The sequence below is a fragment of the Synechococcus sp. Cruz-7E5 genome (genome assembly GCF_024345995.1).
Lineage (GTDB): Bacteria > Cyanobacteriota > Cyanobacteriia > PCC-6307 > Cyanobiaceae > Regnicoccus_A.
Genome location: NZ_JAGQCE010000015.1, coordinates 20,064 through 40,793, shown reverse-complemented (window position 1 = coordinate 40,793; position 20,730 = coordinate 20,064). Strand labels below are relative to the sequence as shown.

The 20,730-nt window shown below is 65.8% G+C and carries 19 protein-coding genes; 8 read left to right on the top strand and 11 right to left on the bottom strand.

The features are described from left to right. Genes KBY77_RS13910 through KBY77_RS13900 form a run of 3 tightly spaced genes read right to left on the bottom strand, consistent with a single transcriptional unit; the run spans window position 1 to window position 2,608 of the window. Window positions 1-1,125, bottom strand: coding sequence for an MSMEG_0568 family radical SAM protein (locus KBY77_RS13910; RefSeq protein WP_255105675.1), 1,125 nt, complete (start codon window positions 1,123-1,125; stop codon window positions 1-3). Further along, complete coding sequence (locus KBY77_RS13905) at window positions 1,118-2,125, bottom strand: Nit6803 family nitrilase (protein ID WP_255105672.1); 1,008 nt, start codon at window positions 2,123-2,125, stop codon at window positions 1,118-1,120. The genes KBY77_RS13910 and KBY77_RS13905 overlap by 8 nt, the downstream gene beginning before the upstream one ends. After that, window positions 2,126-2,608, bottom strand: coding sequence for an MSMEG_0572/Sll0783 family nitrogen starvation response protein (locus tag KBY77_RS13900; RefSeq protein ID WP_255105755.1), 483 nt, complete (start codon window positions 2,606-2,608; stop codon window positions 2,126-2,128). Window positions 2,609-2,861: 253 nt separating this feature from the next. Between KBY77_RS13900 and KBY77_RS13895 the strand changes: the two genes are divergently transcribed. The 6 genes from KBY77_RS13895 to KBY77_RS13870 all read left to right on the top strand — a co-directional run bounded on the left by KBY77_RS13895 (window position 2,862) and on the right by KBY77_RS13870 (window position 9,085). Further along, entirely contained in the window at window positions 2,862-4,130 is a 1,269-nt protein-coding gene (locus tag KBY77_RS13895) for an MSMEG_0569 family flavin-dependent oxidoreductase (protein WP_255105670.1), read from the top strand. Further along, window positions 4,106-5,101, top strand: coding sequence for a fatty acid desaturase (locus tag KBY77_RS13890; protein WP_255105667.1), 996 nt, complete (start codon window positions 4,106-4,108; stop codon window positions 5,099-5,101). The genes KBY77_RS13895 and KBY77_RS13890 overlap by 25 nt, the downstream gene beginning before the upstream one ends. Beyond that, on the top strand, window positions 5,098-6,096 hold the full coding sequence (locus tag KBY77_RS13885; RefSeq protein WP_255105665.1) for an alpha/beta fold hydrolase: 999 nt from the start codon (window positions 5,098-5,100) through the stop codon (window positions 6,094-6,096). Before KBY77_RS13890 ends, KBY77_RS13885 begins: the two co-directional genes overlap by 4 nt. Further along, window positions 6,093-7,340: a type III glutamate--ammonia ligase gene (gene glnT / locus KBY77_RS13880; RefSeq protein ID WP_255105663.1), complete on the top strand. Its 1,248-nt coding sequence runs from the start codon at window positions 6,093-6,095 to the stop codon at window positions 7,338-7,340. Before KBY77_RS13885 ends, glnT begins: the two co-directional genes overlap by 4 nt. A 69-nt stretch (window positions 7,341-7,409) precedes the next feature. Beyond that, window positions 7,410-8,492 carry an efflux RND transporter periplasmic adaptor subunit gene (locus KBY77_RS13875; protein WP_255105661.1) on the top strand — a complete coding sequence of 361 codons (1,083 nt, stop codon included), beginning with the start codon at window positions 7,410-7,412 and terminating at the stop codon, window positions 8,490-8,492. Then, the gene (locus tag KBY77_RS13870; RefSeq protein ID WP_255105658.1) at window positions 8,489-9,085 is read left to right on the top strand and encodes a GUN4 domain-containing protein; all 597 of its coding nucleotides are present in this window, start codon (window positions 8,489-8,491) and stop codon (window positions 9,083-9,085) included. Before KBY77_RS13875 ends, KBY77_RS13870 begins: the two co-directional genes overlap by 4 nt. Before the next feature lie 181 nt (window positions 9,086-9,266). Here the strand turns inward: KBY77_RS13870 and KBY77_RS13865 are convergent, their stop codons facing one another. The 4 genes from KBY77_RS13865 to KBY77_RS13850 form a co-directional block, all read right to left on the bottom strand. Then, window positions 9,267-9,548: a hypothetical protein gene (locus tag KBY77_RS13865; RefSeq protein ID WP_255105656.1), complete on the bottom strand. Its 282-nt coding sequence runs from the start codon at window positions 9,546-9,548 to the stop codon at window positions 9,267-9,269. 1 nt (window position 9,549) lies between these two features. After that, window positions 9,550-12,753: an efflux RND transporter permease subunit gene (locus tag KBY77_RS13860; RefSeq protein ID WP_255105655.1), complete on the bottom strand. Its 3,204-nt coding sequence runs from the start codon at window positions 12,751-12,753 to the stop codon at window positions 9,550-9,552. A 267-nt stretch (window positions 12,754-13,020) separates the two neighbouring features. Continuing rightward, window positions 13,021-14,004 carry a hypothetical protein gene (locus KBY77_RS13855; RefSeq protein WP_255105653.1) on the bottom strand — a complete coding sequence of 328 codons (984 nt, stop codon included), beginning with the start codon at window positions 14,002-14,004 and terminating at the stop codon, window positions 13,021-13,023. 59 nt (window positions 14,005-14,063) lie between these two features. Continuing rightward, a complete protein-coding gene (locus KBY77_RS13850) occupies window positions 14,064-14,564 on the bottom strand; it encodes a hypothetical protein (RefSeq protein WP_255105651.1) in 501 nt (166 codons plus the stop codon). A 199-nt stretch (window positions 14,565-14,763) separates the two neighbouring features. Here KBY77_RS13850 and KBY77_RS13845 point away from each other — a divergent pair, with 199 nt between their 5' ends. Beyond that, the gene (locus KBY77_RS13845) at window positions 14,764-15,462 is read left to right on the top strand and encodes a DUF6629 family protein (protein WP_255105649.1); all 699 of its coding nucleotides are present in this window, start codon (window positions 14,764-14,766) and stop codon (window positions 15,460-15,462) included. 43 nt (window positions 15,463-15,505) lie between these two features. On the opposite strand, the gene KBY77_RS13840 is transcribed toward KBY77_RS13845, so the two are convergent. The 4 genes from KBY77_RS13840 to KBY77_RS13825 form a co-directional block, all read right to left on the bottom strand. Continuing rightward, a complete protein-coding gene (locus tag KBY77_RS13840; protein ID WP_255105647.1) occupies window positions 15,506-15,970 on the bottom strand; it encodes a cupredoxin domain-containing protein in 465 nt (154 codons plus the stop codon). After that, on the bottom strand, window positions 15,970-18,069 hold the full coding sequence (locus tag KBY77_RS13835) for a copper-translocating P-type ATPase (protein WP_255105645.1): 2,100 nt from the start codon (window positions 18,067-18,069) through the stop codon (window positions 15,970-15,972). Before KBY77_RS13835 ends, KBY77_RS13840 begins: the two co-directional genes overlap by 1 nt. 141 nt (window positions 18,070-18,210) lie before the next feature. Next, window positions 18,211-19,146, bottom strand: coding sequence for a CHAD domain-containing protein (locus KBY77_RS13830; RefSeq protein ID WP_255105643.1), 936 nt, complete (start codon window positions 19,144-19,146; stop codon window positions 18,211-18,213). A gap of 51 nt (window positions 19,147-19,197) precedes the next feature. Further along, the gene (locus tag KBY77_RS13825; protein ID WP_255105641.1) at window positions 19,198-20,262 is read right to left on the bottom strand and encodes a PstS family phosphate ABC transporter substrate-binding protein; all 1,065 of its coding nucleotides are present in this window, start codon (window positions 20,260-20,262) and stop codon (window positions 19,198-19,200) included. A gap of 289 nt (window positions 20,263-20,551) precedes the next feature. Between KBY77_RS13825 and KBY77_RS13820 the strand changes: the two genes are divergently transcribed. Continuing rightward, the gene (locus KBY77_RS13820; RefSeq protein WP_255105639.1) at window positions 20,552-20,692 is read left to right on the top strand and encodes a hypothetical protein; all 141 of its coding nucleotides are present in this window, start codon (window positions 20,552-20,554) and stop codon (window positions 20,690-20,692) included. The last annotated feature ends 38 nt before the right edge of the window (window positions 20,693-20,730 follow it).

Below are 20,730 nucleotides of genomic sequence, written 5' to 3'. Positions count from 1 at the left end.
TCAGGAGGGGCCGGGTCCGCTGGACTCGAACAGGGACAGGGCGGAGCAGGCGCCGCACTTTGCGCAGCCCGCCGTCATCGCGGCGGAACTCAGATCGGAGGCCTCCAGCAGTCGTCCCACCGCCGTGTAGATCTCAACCATGAAGTCGGTGCTGGGAGCTGGATGGTGCTCCAGCGGGGTTCCGGCGATCGGCACGAACGGAACCACGAAGGGGTAGACACCCAGGGCGATCAATCGCTCACTGCAGCTCACGATCGAATCGGCTCGATCACCCAGCCCGGCGAGCAGGTAGGTGGACACCTCACCCCGGCCAAACACCGCCACCGCCTGCTCGAAGGCGGTGAAATAGCGCTCGAGACTGAGCTCGGCCTTGCCGGGGAGGATCCGCCGGCGCACCTCAGGCTCCACCACCTCGAGGTGCATGCCGAGGCTGTCAACGCCGGCGTCATGCATGCGCTGGAACCAGATCGGATCGTCCGGGGGCTCGCACTGGGCCTGGATCGGCAGGGGCACCAGCGCCTTGACGGCGCGTGCGGTTTCGGCCATCAGCCGGGCACCGCGGTCGTCGGAGTTGGGAGTGCCGGTGGTCATGACCAACTGCTTGACACCATCGAGCCGCATGGCCGCTTCAGCCACCTCGGCCACCTGTTGTGGGGTCTTGCGCGCCAGGGTGCGGCCGTCGTCGAGCGATTGCTCGATCGCACAGAACTGGCACGACTGGCTGCGGTCACGGAAGCGGATGCAGGTCTGCAGCAGGGTGGTGGCCAGCACATCGCGGCCATGCAGCAATGCGATCGAGCGGTAAGGCGTGCCGTCGGCAGTGCTGAGCCCGTAGAAGTGCGGTTCAGGCGGGGTGTCCACCAACTGCAGGGAGCCGCTCCGGTCGCGGTGCGTCAGCCAGACTTCTCCGTCTTCGTGGCGCTCCAGGGCATAGGGAGAACCCTCAGCGGCTGAGTTGTAGACGGGCACCATCACGGTGGTGCCATCAACACTGATGGCGCGGTGATCGGAGGGGCCGGCCCCGCCACGACGGCCAGGATTGCCGCCAACGGCGGGTACCACCACGCCATTCACCTGGAGCTCGGTGACCAGCCGGCCCAGTGCGGCGGAGGCACCTTCAGCCATGGGAGGCCACCTCCAGAGGGGGGAGCGAGCTGGCTGTGATGGGCACGTCCGAAGGGGCCTGAACTGGAGGCCCGGGGTTGTCTTCGATCAGACGGGCCGGTGTGCGGTCGATGCGCAGACCAAGCAGATCGGGGCGGCTGTAGTGGCCCACGCTGTCCATCATCCGCTTGCGTTTGGTGATCAGCGCAGGATCAAGCTCGGCGATGGCCAGCCCTTCGCCCTCAGGAAGCGGGCCGGCCAGATAGCGGCCCTCAGGGCTGATCACGGCGGTGTGGCAACCGCCCTGAAACGCCTTCTGCAGCGAAGCGTCCGGCGTGATCGTGGCCAGATCCGCGGGATCCAGCCAGGCGGTGGAGCTGATCACGAAGCATCCCGCCTCCAGGGCGTGGTGACGCAGGCTGACGGCCGTCTGCTCGCTGAAGATCGGCCCCACCAGCGAGCCGGGGAACTGGGCGCAGTGGATCTCCTCTCCCTGGGCCATCAGGCTGAAACGCGCCAGCGGGTTGTAGTGCTCCCAGCAGGCCAGGGCACCGACCCTGCCGAGATCCGTGGGCACCACCTTCAGGCCGGCACCATCGCCCTGGCCCCACACCATCCGCTCGTGATAGGTGGGGGTGATCTTGCGGCGCTTGAGCAGCACCTCGCCCCTGTCATCAATCAGCAACTGGGCGTTGTAGAGGCTGCCGCCGTCGCGCTCGTTGATGCCCAGGAGCACGTGCATGCGATATCGACGTGCTGCTGCTGCGACCCTGTCGATCGTGGGGCCGGGAACAACCACCGCTTGCTCATACAGCCGCAGATGCGAGCGGCCCATCAGCACGGGCGGCTCGATGAACGAAAAGTAGGGGTAGTAAGGAAGGAAGGTTTCCGGGAAAACGATCAGCCGCACCGATGCTGCAGCCGCCTCAGCCATGGCCTCCAGCAACCGTGCCACTGACCCGTCCAGGCTGTGAAGAACCGGACGGATCTGGGCGGCAGCAACGATGATCGGCGCCTTCATTCAGAGAGTCCAGGTATCGAGAATGAAGGCACCCTCCTTGCGGTGCATCAGGATGATGTCGAGCACGTCGAGAGGATTGACCGGGCGAATTCCCGGAATCAGCGCACCCTCGCCATGGCCATAGAGCGCCTGAAGGGCAAAACGGCAGGCGTAAACCTTGCCGCCCTGATCCATGAACTTCTGGATGCGGGCATTGAAATTGAGATGGCCGTCGAAGGCGGCATCACCGAGCTTGGGGAAGCCCCGCTGCACACCCAGGGTGACCCCAGGGCCATAGAGAAGAATCGAGGTCTCGAAGCCCTTGTTGATCAGACGGCTGGCCTGCAGCAGGTTCACCAGACCGATGGAACCCTCGAAGGCCACGGTGTGAAAGGTGACCAGCGCCTTCTCCCCCGGCTCGGCCTTGATATCAGGAAAGACTTTCTCCTCGTAATCAACGAGAAAATCTCCTGCTTGATGAGCTGGATGGGTGACCTCGGGCATCGATGAACGGCCTGGCTTGGTAGCAACGAAAGCGACCATTGCACAGCCCATGTTTCGACCTGTGTAACCACTGCCACAGAATCGCCAGGCCACCAGAGAGAGCAGGCCGTGGCGGAGCGTCATCCGCCGTTCGTCACGATCGCTACGGTCAACCACCTCCAGAGATTCCAGAATGGTGGATTGAAGCAAGGGTGGATTGACCGGAATCGTCACCAGTTCAGATCATCCCCCGTCCAGCTCAGCCATCCTGCGAGTGCCGGTCGTGGTGATCGGTGCCGGCCAGGCCGGCCTGTCGGTGGCCAGCTGCCTCCAACAGCAGGGCCTGACGCCACTGGTGCTCGAACGGCACCAGGTCGCCCACTCCTGGCAGCACCAGCGCTGGGATTCCTTCTGTCTGGTCACCCCCAACTGGCAATGCCGCCTGCCGGAGTTCCCATATGACGGTGATGATCCCGAGGGGTTCATGGGCCGCGACGCGATCGTCGAGTACCTGCGCCGCTTTGCCGAGCACGCCGCCGTGCCGGTGCGCGAGGGCATTGCCGTTGAGCGTCTTGTACCCCTCGAAACCGGTGGTTATCGCCTGAGCACCAGCGACGGGGTGATCGAGGCCCGGCAGGTGGTGATCGCCACCGGCGCCTACCACCGCCCAAGGCGCCATCCGCTGGCAACCCGGCTGCCAACTGGGCTGCTCCAGCTCGACGCCCGCGATTACCGCCGCTCCGACCAACTGCCCGATGGGCCCGTCCTGGTGGTGGGCAGCGGCCAGTCGGGCTGCCAGATCGCCGAAGACCTCTTCCTCTCAGGCCGCCGTGTTCACCTCAGCGTGGGTTCGGCTCCCCGTTCACCCCGTCGCTATCGCGGCAAGGATGTGGTCGACTGGCTCGATCGGATGAGCTACTACGACACACCGATCGAGCAGCACCCGGATCCCCGCTCGGTGCGTCGCAAGACCAACCACTACCTGACCGGCCGCGATGGTGGCCGGGAGATCGATCTGCGCCGTCGTGCCCTCGAAGGGATGGTCCTGCACGGCCGCCTGGAGGAGATCACTGCCAGCGGCTTCCGCTTTGCTCCTGATCTGGCCGCGAATCTCGATGGAGCCGACGCGGTCTACCAGCGCATCCGCGCCAGCATCGACACCTACATCGAGTCCAACGGTCTCGAGGCACCCGCAGACCCCGCCTACCAACCCTGCTGGCAGCCGCCGCCGCTGGATCCACCCATCGATCTTGGCGATGAACCACTGGCGGCCGTGATCTGGTGCACGGGCTACCGCTCCGACTTCCGCTGGGTGGAGGTCCCCGTCTTCGATGGCGCTGGGGAGCCGGTGCACCAGCGCGGTGTGACGCCGGCGGCCGGCCTCTACTTCCTGGGGCTGCCCTGGCTGCACACCTGGGGCTCGGGTCGCTTCTGCGGCATCGGCTCCGACGCGGCCTATCTGTCCGGCCTGATCCGCCGCCTGGAGGATCGCCGCGATGCCAGCCAGGAACGGTTGGAATGCACAGCGTTACTGGGATCCTGAGGTCCGTGACCACGAGCCAACCTGCGATCAAGGCGGCCTCTGCCGAGCTGATTCCCGCCGATAGCCTGCGTCAGCTCAACCTCCGCTCCGATGCGGCCGGCTGGCGGCAGGCGGCTGGGCATGGGGCGCTGATCCTGGTCAGCGGACTGGTCTGGGGGGATGATCGCCTGCCCTGGGCGCTGCGCTTGCCTGCCCTGCTGCTGCTGGGCTGGGGACTGGCCTTCGCCTTCTGCGCCATGCACGAGTGCGGCCACCGCACCGCCTTCGCCAGCCGCCGGCTCAACGACGGCCTGGCCTGGTGGGCCGGGGTGCTGAGCTTCTACAACGCCGATTTCTACCGGCGCTACCACCAGTGGCACCACCGCCACACCCACCAGCCGGGCCTGGACCCGGAGCTGGAGGATGCGCCGCCCACCAGCCGCTGGGCGTACCTGCTGGAGTTAAGCGGGCTGCCCTGGTGGATCGGCAAGCTGCGCAGCCACGCCGCCGGCCTGAGCGGCAACTTCGGCGATCGTCCCTACATCCCCGCCGAGGCCGCCCCGGCGTTGAGCCGCTCGATCCGGCTCCAGTTCGGCGTCTACGGGCTGGTGTTTCTGTTGTCGCTGCCGGGCGCCAATGGCTTTCTGCTCTGGCAGTGGCTGCTGCCGCTGGCCCTGGGCCAGCCCCTGCTGCGCTTCGTGCTGATGGCTGAGCACGGCGGCTGCAGCACCAGCGCCGACGTGCTGCGCAACACACGCACCACCCGCACCCTGGCGCCCCTGCGCTGGCTGATGTGGAACATGCCGTTCCACGTCGAGCATCACCTGATCGCCTCGCTGCCCTTCCATGCCCTGCCGGCAGCCCACGGCTGGATCGCCCCGCGGCTGGAGCACAACGATCCGGGCTACCTGGCGGTGCACCGGGCCTTCCTGGCCGATCCCTCAAGGCTGGCGCTGCCGGAGCCACCCCCTTTGCCGGTACCAGCCAGATGAGCGTGGCCGCGGCGATCAAGGGCCGGGATGCCGTGTTTGAGCTGGGCCGCCTGCCGCTCAGCTGCGGCAAGGAACTGGCCAACGCCCGCCTGGCCTACCGGGTGTTCGGTGAGCTCAACGCCGCGCGCTCCAACCTGGTGCTCTTCCCCAGCTCCTACGGCGCCTGGCCCGAGGACATCGACTGGGTGGTGGGGCCGATTCTCGATCCCCAGCGATGGTGCGTGCTGCTGGTTAGCCAGTTCGGCAACGGCCGCTCCAGCAGCCCCAGCAACGCGTCGATGGGCGTGGCTGAGCAGGGCTGGGTGATCCATCACGCCGACAACGTGGCCGCCCAGAAACGTCTGATCCAGGAGGTGTTCGGGGCGGAGCACCTCGCCCTGATCTATGGCTGGTCGATGGGGGCGCAGCAGGCCTACCACTGGGCGGCCCTGGAGCCGCAGGCGGTGGAGCGGATCTGCTGCCTCTGCGGCACAGCCCGCACCACGCCCCACAACCGCCTGTTCCTGCTCAGCCTGCGCCAGGCCCTCACCAGCGATCCCGCCTGGGATGGGGAACACTTCAGGTCCACCCCCGAGCAGGGGCTGCGTGGCTTCGCCCTGATCTACGCCAGCTGGGCCGCCAGCCAGGCCTACTACCGGCAGGGCCTGCACGAGGCGCTGGGCTACACCAGCGTGGACGACTATGTGGAGCGCAGCTGGTTGCCGGCCTACCGCCGCCATGATCCCCGCGATCTGCTGGCCATGCTCGACACCTGGCTGGCCAACGATCTCGGCGCCGCCGCCCTGGGGCGGATCACGGCACGCACCACAGTGATCGCCGGCTCCCACGACCTGTATTTCCCCCCCGACGACTGCGCCGCTGAAGCCGCCTGCATCCCGGGCGCCCGCTTCGAGCGGCTGGAGTCGGTGCTGGGACACAGGGCCGGCAATCCCCGTGATGCCCCGGCCGAGCAGGCCATGATCCGCGCCGCCCTTGAACGCCTGCTGAGCCCATGACCGACCTGGCCCGCTACGCCGCCGACCACGGCCTCCGCCATTTCCTCTTTTCCTTCTCGGATCTGTTCGGGGTGCAGCGCGCCAAGCTGGTGCCGGCCAGCGCCGTCAATCAGGTGGCCCGCGATGGCGCTGGCTTCGCGGGCTTCGCCGCCTGGCTGGCGATGACCCCGGCCGATCCAGATGTGCTCGGCCTGCCGGATCCAGCCAGCCTGGCGGTGCTGCCCTGGCAGCGCAGCGTGGCCTGGCTGGCCACCGATCTGCAGGTGGAGGGCCGGCCGCTGGAGCAGTCGCCGCGCTGGGTGCTGCGCCGCCAGCTGGAGCGGGTCGACCGGCTCGGCTACAGCTTCCGCACGGGAGTGGAGGCGGAATTCTTCCTGCTGGAGCCGGGCGGCAAGGCGATCGCCGATGGCCACGACACCCAGAACAAGCCCTGCTACGACCAGCTGGCGTTGATGCGCCAGTTCGAGCTGATCGGCGGCCTGCTGGAGGCGATGGAGGAGCTGGGATGGGGGCCGTATCAGGCCGATCACGAGGATGCCAACGGCCAGTTCGAGATCAACTGGACCTTCGCCGATGCCCTGGTGACCGCCGACCGCCACGCCTTCTTCCGGGTGATGGCCCAGTCGATGGCGGAACCGCTGGGCGCTCGGGTGAGCTTCGGCCCCAAGCCCTTCCCCCAGCTCACCGGCAGCGGCGCACACCTGCACCATTCCCTCTGGGACAGCTCGGGCCGCAACCTCTTCCACGACCCCCGCGGTGAGCTGGGCCTCTCGCAACTGGCCTACCACTTTCTGGGGGGTCTGCTGGAGCACGCCCCGGCCCTGTGCGCGATCACCAATCCCACCGCCGAGAGCTATGCGCGGCTGGGGGGGATCACCACCAACTCCGGCGCCACCTGGTCGCCGGGCTGGATCAGCTATGGCGGCAACAACCGCAGCCACATGGTGCGCATCCCCGACGACCAGCGGCTGGAGCTGCGCCTGGCCGACAGTGCCGCCAACCCCTACCTGCTGCCGGCAGCCGTGCTCGCCGCCGGCCTCGACGGGCTCGAGCGGGAGCTCGACCCGGGCCCGCGCAACGACGCCAACCTCTACACCGATCCGCCGGCACCCGGTACGGCGGCGGCGCTGCCCACAAGCCTCGAGGAGGCCCTCAGCGCCTTCGCCGCCGACACGGTGCTGCGGGAGGCCCTGGGTGAACCCTTTTGCCAGGCCTACGAAAGCCTCAGGCGGCGGCACAACTAGAAATTCTCCAATGGCGGTGCTGCAGGGGCTCTGCCATCACAATGCAGTTGTTGTCCAGGCTGTGCGCTGGTGCGAACGCCCCATTCCTTTGCCCTGCTGCTGACCCTGGCGGCCGTCGTGGCCGGCTGCCAGAGCGAACCCACGCCGCAGCCCAAGGCCGTGGCCGTGGCGGTGGAACCGGTGAGCAGCACTCGGTTTGCCGAGGAAATCTCCACGATCAGCACCCTGGAGGCGCCCGAGGAGGTGAATCTGGCGGCCCAGGCGGGCGGGCGAATCGAGAGCCTGCGGGTCCGTCAAGGTGATGTGGTGCGCCAGGGGCAGTTGCTGGTGGTGCTCGATCAGACCCAGCTGCGCGAGGAGGTGAAGGCGTTGGCGAGTCAGCGGGATGAGAGCCGACTGAATGTTCAGCGCTTCGAGTTCCTGGCCAGGCAGGGGGCCGCCAGCCCCATCCAGCGCGATGCCCTGCGCCAGAATCTGGTGGCGGCGGAGTCGGCCCTGCGGGCCAAGCAGGCCGATCTGGCCTACAAAGACCTGCGGGCGCCGATCGATGGCGTTGTGAGCGACGTGACGGTGAAACCAGGGGATGTGATCCGCGCCGGCGCCCCGTTCACGACCATTCAGCGCACGGCCCGGCTGCTGGCTCGGTTGGACGTGCCGGCGCGCTTCGGTCAGCGGGTGCGCCCTGGCCAGCCGGTGCTGCTCGATGCTCCCGCCGCCACGAGTCCCGTGCAGGGCAGGGTGGTCTCCATCGATCCCCGGGTGAACAATGCCACCCAGGCTTTTCTGGTCAAGGCGGAGCTGGACAACCCCAGCGGTCAGTTCCGCAACGGCGAGCGGGTGCGCACCAGGCTGGTGATCGACGACAACACCCAGTTGGCCGTGCCAGCCCTGGCGGTCACCCGCACCAGCGGCCAGACGTTCGTGTTCGTGATGGGCAGCCTGGCGGAATTGGAACGCCTCCCCGGCAATGCTCCGATCGAGAAGCTGCGCACTCTCCCGCCCGAAAGCCGCTTTGCCCTGCAGGTGCCTGTGAAGCTCGGATCTCTGCAGGACAATCGATATCCAGTCCTCAAGGGGCTGCAGGCAGGGCAATCGCTGATCGTGAGCAACCTGGTGAGCCTGCGACACGGCACCCCGGTGAAGGCACAGTGAGCGATCTCGAAGGGCGCCTGGAAGAACTCGCCCAGCGGGTGGCGCATCTTGGCGCCCAGCTCGAGGAGGTGCAGCAGACCCTCCGGCTGGTGGGAGACGTGCAGCGCTTCTCCCGTCTCCGCGAGTTGCTGAACGCCGGTGATCTGAATGCCGCCGATCAGGAGACGGCGCGCCTGCTGATGGAGGAGCTGGCAGGCAGCGGAGGAGAGCTCAGCCCGGAGGCGCTGGAGCGCTGCCCGGCCGGGCCGCTGCAGATCATCGATGCCCTCTGGCAGTCCAGCAGCTCCGGCCGACAGGGTTTCGCTGTGCAGCAGCGCCTCTACCGCGATCTGGGCGGTAGCCGCGACACGCTGATCGCCCAGGATCAGGAGCTGTTCCTGCGCTTCACCCAGCGGGTGGGCTGGCCCCTGGTGGAGGGTGTCGGCTTTGGGATGCCAGAGCAGGAAGACCTATCGGTGCCGGTGGCCACGGCTGTCGATGCGGAGGGAGTGGTGCTGGAGGGACACATGCCCCTGCGCTGCTGGGCCACCGACTACGGCCTCAAGGCCGCCAATCTGTTGATGGCCCGCCTGATCGATGTCTTTGCGGCCTGAGCAGGCTCCACTCAGCCAGGTTGCTCCCACAGGACCTGCCAGCTGGACCAGCCCACCGAAAGCATGGACCCTGACATCGTTAACCCTGGGCGGGAGGAACAGGGCTGATTATCAGTACAGACCCGATGGGGAATCCTGCATCCCAGGGAGCTGTGGGGTCTTACATGGCAGTACCTCCACTTCAAGACCGCGAGCCTGCTGATGGCCCGCCCGATCGAGGCTTGCGCTGCTGGAGCCGTCTGCGCTGAGCCTGGGCGATGGTGGCGAATCCTGCTCCCGCCAGGGCCCCGAACCCCGCACCGATGCGGGGAAAGGCCCGGTACACCCTCTGGTAGGTCTGACTGCGAAAGCGCTCCTGGCCGGTGGGGTCCTGGGCCATCGGCTCGATGGCCCTGCCCATGGCCCCGCCAAGCACGGCGCCGATCAGCGCCGCGAACAGTCTCTGGCGGTGAGCTGCTTTCATCTCAGGCCGACTCCACGTCGCCGTTGAGAAGATACTGGCGCTCCAGCCCCTTGATGATCACAAACAACACCGGTGCCACCCCAAGGCTGAGCACCGTGGCCACCAGGTAGCCACCGAAACTCACCGTACCGATCGACCAGCGGCTGATTGCACCGGCACCGGAGGCGGTCATCAACGGGATGTAACCCACCAGTCCAGATGCCGCGGTCATCACGATCGGCTGGAATCGAACCTTGGCCGCGCTGATGCCGGCCTGGGGGAGACTCATACCAAGCCGAATGAATTCATTCGCCTGCTCAACGATCAGGATCGCGTTCTTGCTAGCCATGCCGATCAACATGAGCAGACCAACCTGAGCAAAGATGTCGTTACTGATCACCGGCCAGAAGCCACCGGCCTGCAACAGGTTGGCGCGCCCCCAGATCGCCACCATGGCGCCGAGGGTGGCAAGGGGCACGGTGAGCAGAATGATCAGGGGGTCGATGTAACTGCTGTACTGGGCAGCCATCACCAGGAACACCAGCACGAAGGCCAGGGCAAAGATCGCTGTGGTGGCTCCTCCGGCGCTCCTCTCCTCAAGCGAGAGACCTGACCACTCGTAGCCGAAACCGGGATCGAGCGTTTCTGCAGCCAGTTCCTCCATGGCGACGATCGCCTGACCGGAGCTGTAACCGGGAGCCGGAACACCCTGGATCTTGATCGACTCGTAGACGTTGTAAGACGTGATCGTTGGCGGAGCAATAAAGGGCTCCGTCTTGATGACACTCTGCAGTTGCACCAGGTCACCGGAACGGGAGCGCACAAAGAACGATCCGATGTCTCCGGGCTGACGACGCTGATCGCCTTCTGCCTGAATGTAGACCCGATATTGATCGGATCCGAGGATGAAGTCGTTCACGTATTTCCCGCCGAGGTACGCCTCAAGGGTTCCGAAGGCTTCGCTCACATCGACATCGAGTGCCTTGACCAGGTCCCGGTCCAGCGTGATCGCCATCTGCTCGGTGGCGGGGGTGAAGCTGGTTCTGACCCCCTGCAGTTCTGGCCGCTCCCTGGCTGCTGCGATCAGAGCCTGAGCGTTCTTGATCAATACATCCATCGGCTGGCCCGCACGGTTCTGCAGGTGAAACTCGAAACCGCCTGTCGCACCCACTCCGTCGACAGGCGGAATGTTGGTGGCGATGGCGAAGGAACCCGTCACCTCGTTCTTGAGTCTGACGTTGATCGACTGGAGCAGGCTGAACACGGATTGGTCTGCCTCGGCACGCTGATCCCAGGGCTTGAAGCGAACAAAGAACAGATATTTGTTGTAAGCGTTCCCTTCCAGGCCATATCCCGCGGCTCCAAGGAAGCTTTCGATATCCGGATAGTCCTTAAGGATGCCACTCACCTGCTTGACCTGACCCTGGGTATAGGGCAGGGCAACCGTGGGAGGGCATTCGCCGATCAAGATCATCAGGCCCTGGTCTTCATCAGGGATGAACCCTGTCGGCACGATGCCCAGCATCATCACGGTGGCGATCAGCCCGACGACGAAAAAGCCAAACACGATGTGACGCAGTCCCATCAGCCGCTCAATGGCTCTGCCGTACCAGGCCACCATTGCGTCGAACATCCGGTTGAAGCCGCGGAACAACCAACCGAGACCCCAGTTGATCCCCCGCTGGATGGCATCAGGTGGGGCGCCCTCCGGCTTCAGAAACAGCGCACTGAGGGTGGGCGAGAACGTCAGCGCATTGAAGGTGGAAAACACGATCGCCGCTGCCAGGGTGACGGCGAACTGGCGGTAGACGATGCCGGTGGTGCCAGGGAAGAAGGACACCGGGATGAACACCGCCAGTTGCACCAGGGCTGCGGTGATGGTGGGAGTGGCCAGCTCGTTCATGGAATCCAGCGCCGCCTGCAGTGGCTTCATGCCCTGGCCGAGCTTCTGCTTGATCGACTGCACGATCACCACCGCGTCATCGGTGACGGTGCCGATCGCCAGGATGATGCCGAACATGGTGAGCTGGTTGATGCTGAAGCCAAGCCCCAGCACCACCGCCATGGCTCCCACCATCGCCACCGGCATGGCCAGGGCCGGCACAATGGTGGAGCGCCAGTCCTGCAGGAACAGCAGGATCGTGAGCACGGCCATCACGATGGCGTCGCGCAGGTTGCCTGTCACATCCGCCAGGGACGTGGTGACGAACAGGGTGGAATCGTAGGGAATCTCATAGCGCAGGCCAGGCGGGAAGTTGGCGGACAGCTCCTTGACCTTTTCCTTCACCCGATTGCCGGTATCGAGGGCATTGGCACCCGGCAACTGATACACGAACAGAGCCGCCGAAGGCCTGCCGGTCTGGGTGGTGTCAACGTCGTAATTCTCCGCGCCCAGCTCCACGCGGCCCACATCGATCAGCTTGACCAGCGTTCCGTCCTCACCCCGCTTCAGCACGAGGTTCTCGGCATCGGCCACATCACGAAAGCGACTTTCGGCCTTAAGGGGGATGGCGACCTCCTGGCCTTCCGGGCTGGGCTGTTGTCCAAGGCGCCCAGCACCGGTCTGGATGTTCTGCTCCTGGAGCGCCCGCTCCACATCAAGCGGGGTCAGATCAAAGCTGGCCAGTCGTACTGGATCCAGCCAGATCCGCATGGCATAGCGCCGCTCGCCGATGATCGTGATGTTTCCGACACCCGGCACGCGGCGGATCTCATCACTGAGGTTCTGGTCGACGAAGTTGCTGAGGAACAGCTGGTCGTAGAGCGGCTCACCGCTGGCGTCGGTATCGGCGTAGAAGCCGTAGGCCACCAGAATGCTCGGCGAGGCGGCCTTGGTCGTCACCCCCGTCTGCTTGACCACGTCGGGCAGGGTGGGTGAAGCCTGAGAGACTCTGTTCTGAACGTTCACCTGCGCAATGTTTCGATCCACTGCGACGGGGAAAAAGACGTTGATATTGCTGATGCCATCCGATGAAGTGTTGGAAGACAGGTATTTCATGTCTTCCACCCCGTTGATCTCCTTCTCCAGCACCCGCGTCACGGTGTCGAAGGTGGTGCGGGCGTCGGCACCGATGTTGGTGGCCATCACCTGGATCTGGGTAGGTGCCAGCTGAGGCAACTTCTCCAGCGGCAGCAAAGGGATCGCCACGCCTCCGATCAGCAGGATCACCAGCGAACACACCGTGGTGAGAACGGGGTTGCGGATGAAGCGGTCGGAAAGGCTCACTGTTGATCACGTCCAGATCAGAGCCTAGAGCTGACCAGGGGATTGTGCAGTCACAGACTTTACAATCATTCCAATCTGGAGCATACAGCGAGGCCCAGAACAAGACCGCATGGAGATCTCTCAGCCGTGGAGATTCAAGTGACGATCAGATGGACGAAGGCCAATAATACATTGATGCAGCAGAGCTCTCAGGCCACGCACTTCAGCGCACAGGCGAATAGAGAATTCACTGCTGCGGCAGTCGTCACCTGTGAGCCTCGGAAACGATCAATCGCCATAGGCCACTTGACAAGCTGCATTGAGCAACTGCGCCTCCTCCGCTGTCTGAGGCGTGCGGCCATCGAGGGTACCCTGCCTGCAGTCTGCCGTGAACTCCACCAGATTCGAGCCACTGTTGGCGGCGAAGGTGATGCTGTCGGTGCCGACAGGCTCGACACTGGGGTAATACAGCTCGTAATTCGTCTCAGGCACCTCGATATAGGTGACCTGATCGTTGATGGCATCATCCACCAGGCTGGTGATGGCGGCGGTGGTGGCCAAGGCGCCGACACCCCAGGCCACTGACCTGGCACCCCACCAGCCCCAGGGCGGCGAAGCCCAGCCGCCGTACCAGCCGGTGGCCCAGGGGCGGGCGGCACCCCAGCCAGGCCGGGCCCAGCCGGACCAGGTGTTGTCCCAGCGATTATCCGCACGGTCACCGCGCAGATCGGTTCGATCCGAAACCCGGTCACTGCGGTCGTTCTGACGGGTGTCGGTGCGATCGGTGCGGTTCGACTGACGCGTGTCGGTGCGATCGGTGCGCTGGTCCTGGCGGTTGCCGGCGTTGTCCTGGCGCCCCTGCTGACGGGAGCCGGAGGCATCTCGGCGATCTGCCTGCGCTGTGCTGCGATCGCTCTGCCGGGTGCCGGCATTGGTCTGACGCTGGCCTTGTCCGCTGAAGGACCGGGAGCTGCCGGAAGAGGTTGCCCTCGTCGAGGATGCCCGTGAGGAACCGCTGCTCCAGCCACCCGATGGTCTCTGGCTGCCGCGGTAAGCACTGCCGCCGCTGCTGTACGAGCTGAAACCAGTGCGACCACTGGAGCCTCCGCTGCGCCCACCGCTGGAACTTCGGCCGCCTCCGCCGCCGCGACTACCGCCGCCTCGGCTTCCACCTCCACCACCTCGTCCACCGCCGCCGCCACGGGCGATCTGGAGCTCAGCGCTGCCGGCAGCACCGCCTGAAGTGAGGTCGGTGGCCACCACGGGGGCCATCGGCGTCAGTGTCAACGCCAGCCCAAGGCATGAAGCGGTGCCCAGCCGCAGAAACCGTTTCATTGCCCGATCGCCTCCCGCAGGCGGCGGCAGCCCTCATCGAAACAGGCCACATCGACTCGTCCCTTGGAGCCGAAGCTGAGGCCCACCAGGTCACGACCGGTGAAGTTCGTCCCTGCTTCCTGGCGAACACTGTTGAGGTAATTGGGATTGACCACGCAGAAGGCGCGATCGTTGAAGCAGAGTTCGTTGCTGGAAAAGCGGATGGAGGCATTGCGGGCTGGAATCCAGGTGCCCGTGGCCGGATCCATGCCATCAACCCGCACATAGGGATCATCAAAGACCCGATAGGTCACCTTGGTGGCCCCGATCCTGTGGCGATATTCGGTGGCCTCTCCCACATCAACGGCCTCCACCGTGCAGGGAACGGGGGCTGCTCCCTTGAGAGAGCACGTGGTGGTGATGGTGTACAGCGACTGGGCCATGACGGCGCCAGGCATGGCAACGGCCCCCACCAAGGCCGCGCTGCCGAAGGGAATCAGAAATCGAAACCGGGTCATGGAGTGCGCAGGGAAGTGGGTGAGCAGATCTGATGATTTCAAGCTGGGATGCCGTGGCGTCCAGATCAGGCTTCCGTCACCAATCGCCATAGTGAGTGCACCCCCAACTGTCATCAGCCCATGGCGGTCAGGCAGCCTCAGGGGCGCGTCGTCCAAGGTGGAGAGGGATTGCTCCGCTGCCAGAGGCAGCCCTCTGGCCATGTGTTTCTCAAGCACCTCCAGTTTTGCCGCGGCGGCGCTGCTGATTCCCCTGAGCGGGGTCGCCGTGGTCAGAGGCTGGCGCGGGCCGTCCGCCGACCTGCTGCCCCTGGCCCTCACCCCGGCGTTGTTCGGACTCCAGCAGGGGCTGGAGGGGCTCGTGTGGCTCGGCCTCGATGGAGGGGGACTTGAGCCGATGACCCATCGGGCGGCTCTGGCCTATCTGTTCTTCGCCCATGGCTTCTGGTTGGCCTGGATCCCCTGGTGTGCCCTGAAGATCGGAGGCGGCGCGAATGAGGGCCACTCCCGGCGGCTGATTCAGCTGGACCTGGTGCTGGGCCTGGTGCTTGGTGTGTGGCTCTGGGTGCCACTCCTGCTGGAGCCCGCCAGGGTGACGCCGACCGTGGTGCTCGGCAGCATCGAGTACCAAGCCTTGATCCCCCCCTACGGACTGGTGAGCCATGGCTGGGGAACCCTGATCTACAGCCTGATCGTCACGATCCCCCTGCTGCTGACGCCTCTCCGCCGCCTGCGCTGGTTCGCGGCGGGACTCATGGCGGCCTTCGTCTATTCCCAGGTGGCCTACATCCACGCCTTCACTTCGGTGTGGTGCTATCTCGCGGCCCTTCTCTCAGTGCTGCTGATCTGGGTGGTGGATGAACCGGCGGAAACCAGTCTCGCCAGTCCGCTGGGCCCCTGAGAGTTGATCCGGACTCCGATCGTGCTGATGGCGGACCGCCACCTCACACCACCTCCAGAACCCCCCGGACCATGGCCATGCCGCAGTGGAAGGGATACTCGCCGGGCTCCATGGGCGGCAGTTCAAGGCTGGTGCGGGCGTTCAGGGGCAGATCGAGGCTGCGGCGGAAGTCGGGGACGATCACCTGCGCGACGCAGCCACTGGGATCGAGGCGGTGAAAGGTGAGCCGGACCGGGCGACCGGCTTTGAGCCTGATCCGCGCTGGGGAGTAGCCCCCATCCACGGTGATCGTGATCTCCTGCACCCCTCCCTCTCCTTCGCCAGCCGCCACACCGCCGCCATGGCGGCCGAGAAACCACCAGAGTTCGGCGGCGATCAGCGCCAGGCCACCGGCGGCTACCGCCACGTTGAGGCCAAGGGGCTGCTCGATCGTGCGCCAGAGAGGTTCGCCGGTGGCGACGGCGGTGGCGATGGCGGTCGCGCCGGCGGTGGCATCGAAGCTGGTCATCAGCTGGCGGCAACGGGGAGGGGGGTGGGCTTGAAGCCACGCAACCGCAGGGCATTGCTCACCACGGATACGGAGCTGAAGGCCATGGCCGCGCCGGCGATCATCGGACTCAGCAGCCAGCCGGTGAAAGGGAACAGCAGTCCGGCGGCAATGGGCAGACCCGCCACGTTGTAGGCGAAGGCGAAGACCAGGTTCTGGCGGATGTTGGCCATGGCGGCGCGGCTGAGCTCGATCGCCGCCGGCACCCCGGCCAGGTTGCCGGAGATCAGGGTGATGTCGCTGGCCGCGATCGCCACATCGGTGCCGGTGCCCATCGCCAGGCCCACATCGGCCTGGGCCAGGGCGGGAGCGTCGTTGATGCCATCGCCCACCATCGCCACCGGACCTTCGCCCCGCTCCTGCAGCCCCCGGATCACATCGGCCTTATCGGCGGGTCGCACCTCGGCGATCACCCGCTCGATGCCCACCTGGGCGGCCACCACCTCGGCAGTGCGGCGGGCGTCGCCGCTGAGCATCACCACCTGCAAACCCAGACGCCGCAGAGCGGCCACGGCAGCCACCGCTCCCGGCTTGATGGGATCGGCGATGCCGAAGCAGGCCTCGATCCGCCCATCCACCGCCACCGCCGCCACGCTGCGGGCCGCACCCTCCAGCCGGGTGGCCAGGGGCTCCAACCCCTCCATACCGCAACCAAGTTCCGCCAGCCAGCGGGGGGTGCCCACCACCACATCTCGACCATCGGCGCGGCCCCTGACGCCGCAGCCCGCCACCGCCTCGAACGCCTCCACGGCTGGAAGGCGCGGATCCTGGAGCTGGGGGCGGATGTAGCCCACGATGGCCTCAGCCAGCGGATGCTCCGAGCGCTCCTCCAGGGCCGCGATCACCCCCAGCAGGGCCACCGCCGGCATCCGGCTGCCGCCCAGCCGCTCGAAATCGGTCACCTCCGGCTGGCCGCGGGTGAGGGTGCCGGTCTTGTCGAGCACGATGGTGCGCAGGCCACCGGCGGTTTCCAGAGCCTCGGCGCTGCGGAAGATCAGCCCGTTCTCCGCCCCCTTGCCCGAAGCCACCATGATCGAAGTGGGAGTGGCCAGCCCCAGGGCGCAGGGACAGGCAATCACCAGCACGCTCACCAGGAACAGCATCGCCAGCACCGGGTTGCCGCTCACCAGGAACCAGCCCACGAAGGCGGCGATGGCCAGGGCGATCACCACCGGCACAAACCAGCCCACCACCTGATCGGCCAGGCGCTGCACCCGCGTTCGGGAGCTCTGGGCCTGGCGCACCAGCTCGACGATCTGGGCAAGCACGGTGTCGGTGCCCACGTGGCTGACACGAAAGCTGAAGCTGCCGCTGCGGTTGAGCGACGCCCCGATCACCGCATCGCCCGGACCCTTCTCCACTGGGGTCGGCTCACCGGTGAGCATCGATTCCTCCACCCAGGAGCGGCCCTCCACCACCACCCCGTCAAGGGGCAGCTTCTCGCCGGGGCGCACCTGCAGCAGATCGCCCACCACCACCAGCTCCACCGGGATCTCCTGGACGGCGCCATCGCGCAGCACCCGGGCCGTGGGCGGCTGCAAGCGCAGCAAGCGGCGGATCGCCTCCGATGTCTGGCCGCGGGCGCGGGCCTCCAGCAGGCGGCCCAGCAGCACCAGGGTGAGGATCACCACAGCCACTTCGTAGTAGACGTCGGCGGGCAGGCCTTCCTCGGTGAGCAGCCGCGGCGCGACGGTGGCCACCAGGGACGTGAGCCAGGCGATGCCGGTGCCGGCGGCCACCAGGGTGTTCATGTCGGCGCTGTGCTGGCGGAAAGCCGAGGCGGCGCCGGTGAAGAACTCCAGGCCGCACCAGAACAGCACCGGGGTGGAAAGCAGCAGCTGGGTCCAGGGGCTCGTGAACCAGCCGGGCAGGAACGGCAGGGAATGGAGACCGAGCATGTGGGGCATACTCGCGAGCACCACCAGCCCCGTGAGCACGGCCGCCAGCGAGAGCTTGCGGCGCAGCAGAGTGAGTTCATGGGCCAGCTCCCGCTCCGGGTCGGACGTGGGGGCCAGGCCATCGGCGTGGCAGCAGGACGGGGTGGGGGGTGGGCCGGTCATCGGGGATGGGTGATCGACAGGGGTCGATCGGGAGGAGCGATGACTTGACGCTAAGGTGTCCAGTGAACTGGAGAGTCAAGTCCCACCAGAGGAACTCCAGTCAGTCCGAACACCCCCGTCTTCCGGCTCAGGCAGCCGTGATCAGGGGGACATGATCAGGCTGCTGTAGAGCCTGTGACGATTGGCCTGCTCACGCAGCTGGAGCGCCTGGTCGCTCCATTGGCTCCAGCGCTCGGCCTGCTGGGCAAGGATGCCGGCCTGCAACACCGGCAGGGTGTCAGCCACACCACTCTCGAGCTGATCGCCGAGGATCGCTGCGAGCACCTGGAGATCGTGAAGATCCCCCAGGCAGTCCTGTGCCTTTTTCAGAAGCACGATCCACTCCCCCAGCGCCGGCGCCGCGAAAGGCTCCAGATGCTCGAGGGCGTAGCGCAAACCCTTGATGCGCTTGCGCAGATCGTGGAGGGCCGGATCGTGCGGATCGGCGGCAAACCAGCCGCCATGCAGAAACAGGCCGCTGGAGGCCTGCGACTGCCATTCGAACAGCCAGGGCCCCAGCGGCAGATCTCCCAGGGGAGAGAAGCGAGGCTTCAGCTGCCAGGCGCGCAGTCGGGCCAGCAGCTTGAGATAGGGGCCACCGGTAAGCGCCTCCGAGAGGTCTTCGAAGGCCAGCCGCCGGTTGCGTGACAGCCGCTTCAGCACCGGCTTCATCGCCTTGCGTTCCTCCTCCGGCAGGGGGGGCAGCAACTGCCCCTCCAACCGATCCCTGAGCACGTCGAGATCACGGCAGAGGCTGGTGCGCCGGGCCACCCTGGCAATTCGGCGATCGCTCACCCCGTCAGGCATCCGCAGCGCAGGCGAGAACTGGCTCAGGGCCGTGCGCAGCCTGCGCAGACTCACCCGGAGCTGATGCAGCGGTTCAGGATCGTGATCAGCCAGCACTTCGGACTGGAGCTTGCCCAGCCGGCGCGTCTGGTGCTGGATCAGATCGGCTGCGTAGAGGCCGCAGACCATCGCGGGATCGCTGACCTCCGCGGTGCTGGTGCTGGCACTGGAGCTGGTCTCGAAGGCCGTCACGGCGATGGCGTTAGGACATGACTCATCCTCGCTGAGCGCGCGGAGTGCTGTTCAGCGGGGCCGGGGCTGCTTGAGCTGGTCGAAGCTGCGGTCAAGGGCCTGCCCGATCGTCAGTCCGATCGGCAGGTCTCCACCGAAGGAGGTGCCGAGCACATGGCGGTACAGCTTGCTTTCCACCAGGAGGTAGGTGGAGTCGGGAAGGGGAATGAAATCTGCGGCCTTGACAATCTGGGGGCCCCTACGCACAAAGAAGGTGACGAACTTCTGCACCTCCGGACGGGAAAGCATATTTGCATTGTTGATATAGATGAAGAGCGGCCTGGAGAGGGGGGTGTAGCGCTCTTTCTGAACAGCCTCGACTGAAGGCCTGGTTGCTCCCTTGCGGCCGACAATGGCGAGGGACCTGAGCTTGTTCTGATTGGCGAGATAGTAGCCAAAGCCGAAGTAGCCCAGTGCGTTGGGATCATTGGCCACGCATCTGACCAGCACATTGTCATCTTCGCTGGCGGTGTAGTCGCTGCGGCTGTTCTCTGCATCGCCTGTGATCGCCTTGTTGAAATAGTCAAAAGTGCCGGAATCCGAACCAGCTCCGCAAAGCTTGATCGGCCGGTCGGGCCAGGCGCTGTTCACCTGCTTCCAACGCTTCACCCGTCCCGTGGCCTGGCGGTTCCACAGGGTGTTCAGTTCCTTGACAGTGATCTGACTGGCCCAGGTATTCTTCGGGTGGACAGCCACTGTCAGGGCGTCGAAAGCAATCGGCAGCTCGATGAACTTGACCCCTTTCGCCTCGCAGGCCTTGAGTTCCTTGCTGCTGATCGGTCGTGAGGCATTGGCGATCGGCACCTTGCCGGAGCAGAAGTCACGGAAGCCGGCCGACGTGCCCGTTTCCTGGAGCTCGAAGCGGACGTTTCGGCCGGGAGCTGTCTTGCGGAAGGCACGGATGGCTTCCTGGGTGATCGGAAACACCGTGCTGGATCCACTGATCCTGATCACTCCCTGACCCGTCTGGGCCTGAGTGGGAGACAGGGGCGTAGCTGTGATCAGAAGGGCGACCGCCAGTGAGGTGCCTCCACAAGTCAATCGGCTGGCCTGAGGCAGGAGGAAGCTTGGAAACATGGAGCGATCGCCCTACCCGCTCACTTTGGGTGCGGAGGTGGACATCCTTGGTTAACAGTGAGTTAGGGCTGGGTTGTGAACCGTGCTCCTCATCGGCTGCTGGATGGCACTTCCGGGCGAGGGAGGCATGGCCAGGGCCCCTTGGACAAGGGAAGCGAACAGCTGCGACCAGCTGGCCCTGACCCCTGCCCGTAGTCAAACGACATACTCACTGGCCAGGATCGTGACTGGCCAGGATCGTGCGGGACCGGCATCGCCGGCTCTGGAGGGATGGATATGAACTGAACTGATGCTAGAGCGGTTCACTCTCGAAGCGCCATTACTGGCCGAGGCCCTGGGTTACGACGACGACTCGTCTCTGCTCCGGGAGGGCTATGGCCTCGATCTGGTGCTGGACCACCAGGCCGATCGATGGCTTCTGATTCTGTAGAGCGCTCTTCCCAGTAATCGTCAGAGCCCTCGGGATCG

Bases quoted from the DNA above. Each gene is read 5' to 3' on its own strand.
- KBY77_RS13910 (WP_255105675.1), bottom strand. From the start codon at position 1,125: ATGGCTGAAGGTGCCTCCGCCGCACTGGGCCGGCTGGTCACCGAGCTC.
- KBY77_RS13905 (WP_255105672.1), bottom strand. From the start codon at position 2,125: ATGAAGGCGCCGATCATCGTTGCTGCCGCCCAGATCCGTCCGGTTCTT.
- KBY77_RS13900 (WP_255105755.1), bottom strand. From the start codon at position 2,608: ATGCCCGAGGTCACCCATCCAGCTCATCAAGCAGGAGATTTTCTCGTT.
- KBY77_RS13890 (WP_255105667.1), top strand. From the start codon at position 4,106: ATGCACAGCGTTACTGGGATCCTGAGGTCCGTGACCACGAGCCAACCT.
- KBY77_RS13885 (WP_255105665.1), top strand. From the start codon at position 5,098: ATGAGCGTGGCCGCGGCGATCAAGGGCCGGGATGCCGTGTTTGAGCTG.
- glnT (WP_255105663.1), top strand. From the start codon at position 6,093: ATGACCGACCTGGCCCGCTACGCCGCCGACCACGGCCTCCGCCATTTC.
- KBY77_RS13865 (WP_255105656.1), bottom strand. From the start codon at position 9,548: ATGAAAGCAGCTCACCGCCAGAGACTGTTCGCGGCGCTGATCGGCGCC.
- KBY77_RS13855 (WP_255105653.1), bottom strand. From the start codon at position 14,004: ATGGCCCCCGTGGTGGCCACCGACCTCACTTCAGGCGGTGCTGCCGGC.
- KBY77_RS13850 (WP_255105651.1), bottom strand. From the start codon at position 14,564: ATGACCCGGTTTCGATTTCTGATTCCCTTCGGCAGCGCGGCCTTGGTG.
- KBY77_RS13845 (WP_255105649.1), top strand. From the start codon at position 14,764: ATGTGTTTCTCAAGCACCTCCAGTTTTGCCGCGGCGGCGCTGCTGATT.
- KBY77_RS13840 (WP_255105647.1), bottom strand. From the start codon at position 15,970: ATGACCAGCTTCGATGCCACCGCCGGCGCGACCGCCATCGCCACCGCC.
- KBY77_RS13835 (WP_255105645.1), bottom strand. From the start codon at position 18,069: ATGACCGGCCCACCCCCCACCCCGTCCTGCTGCCACGCCGATGGCCTG.
- KBY77_RS13825 (WP_255105641.1), bottom strand. From the start codon at position 20,262: ATGTTTCCAAGCTTCCTCCTGCCTCAGGCCAGCCGATTGACTTGTGGA.
- KBY77_RS13820 (WP_255105639.1), top strand. From the start codon at position 20,552: ATGCTAGAGCGGTTCACTCTCGAAGCGCCATTACTGGCCGAGGCCCTG.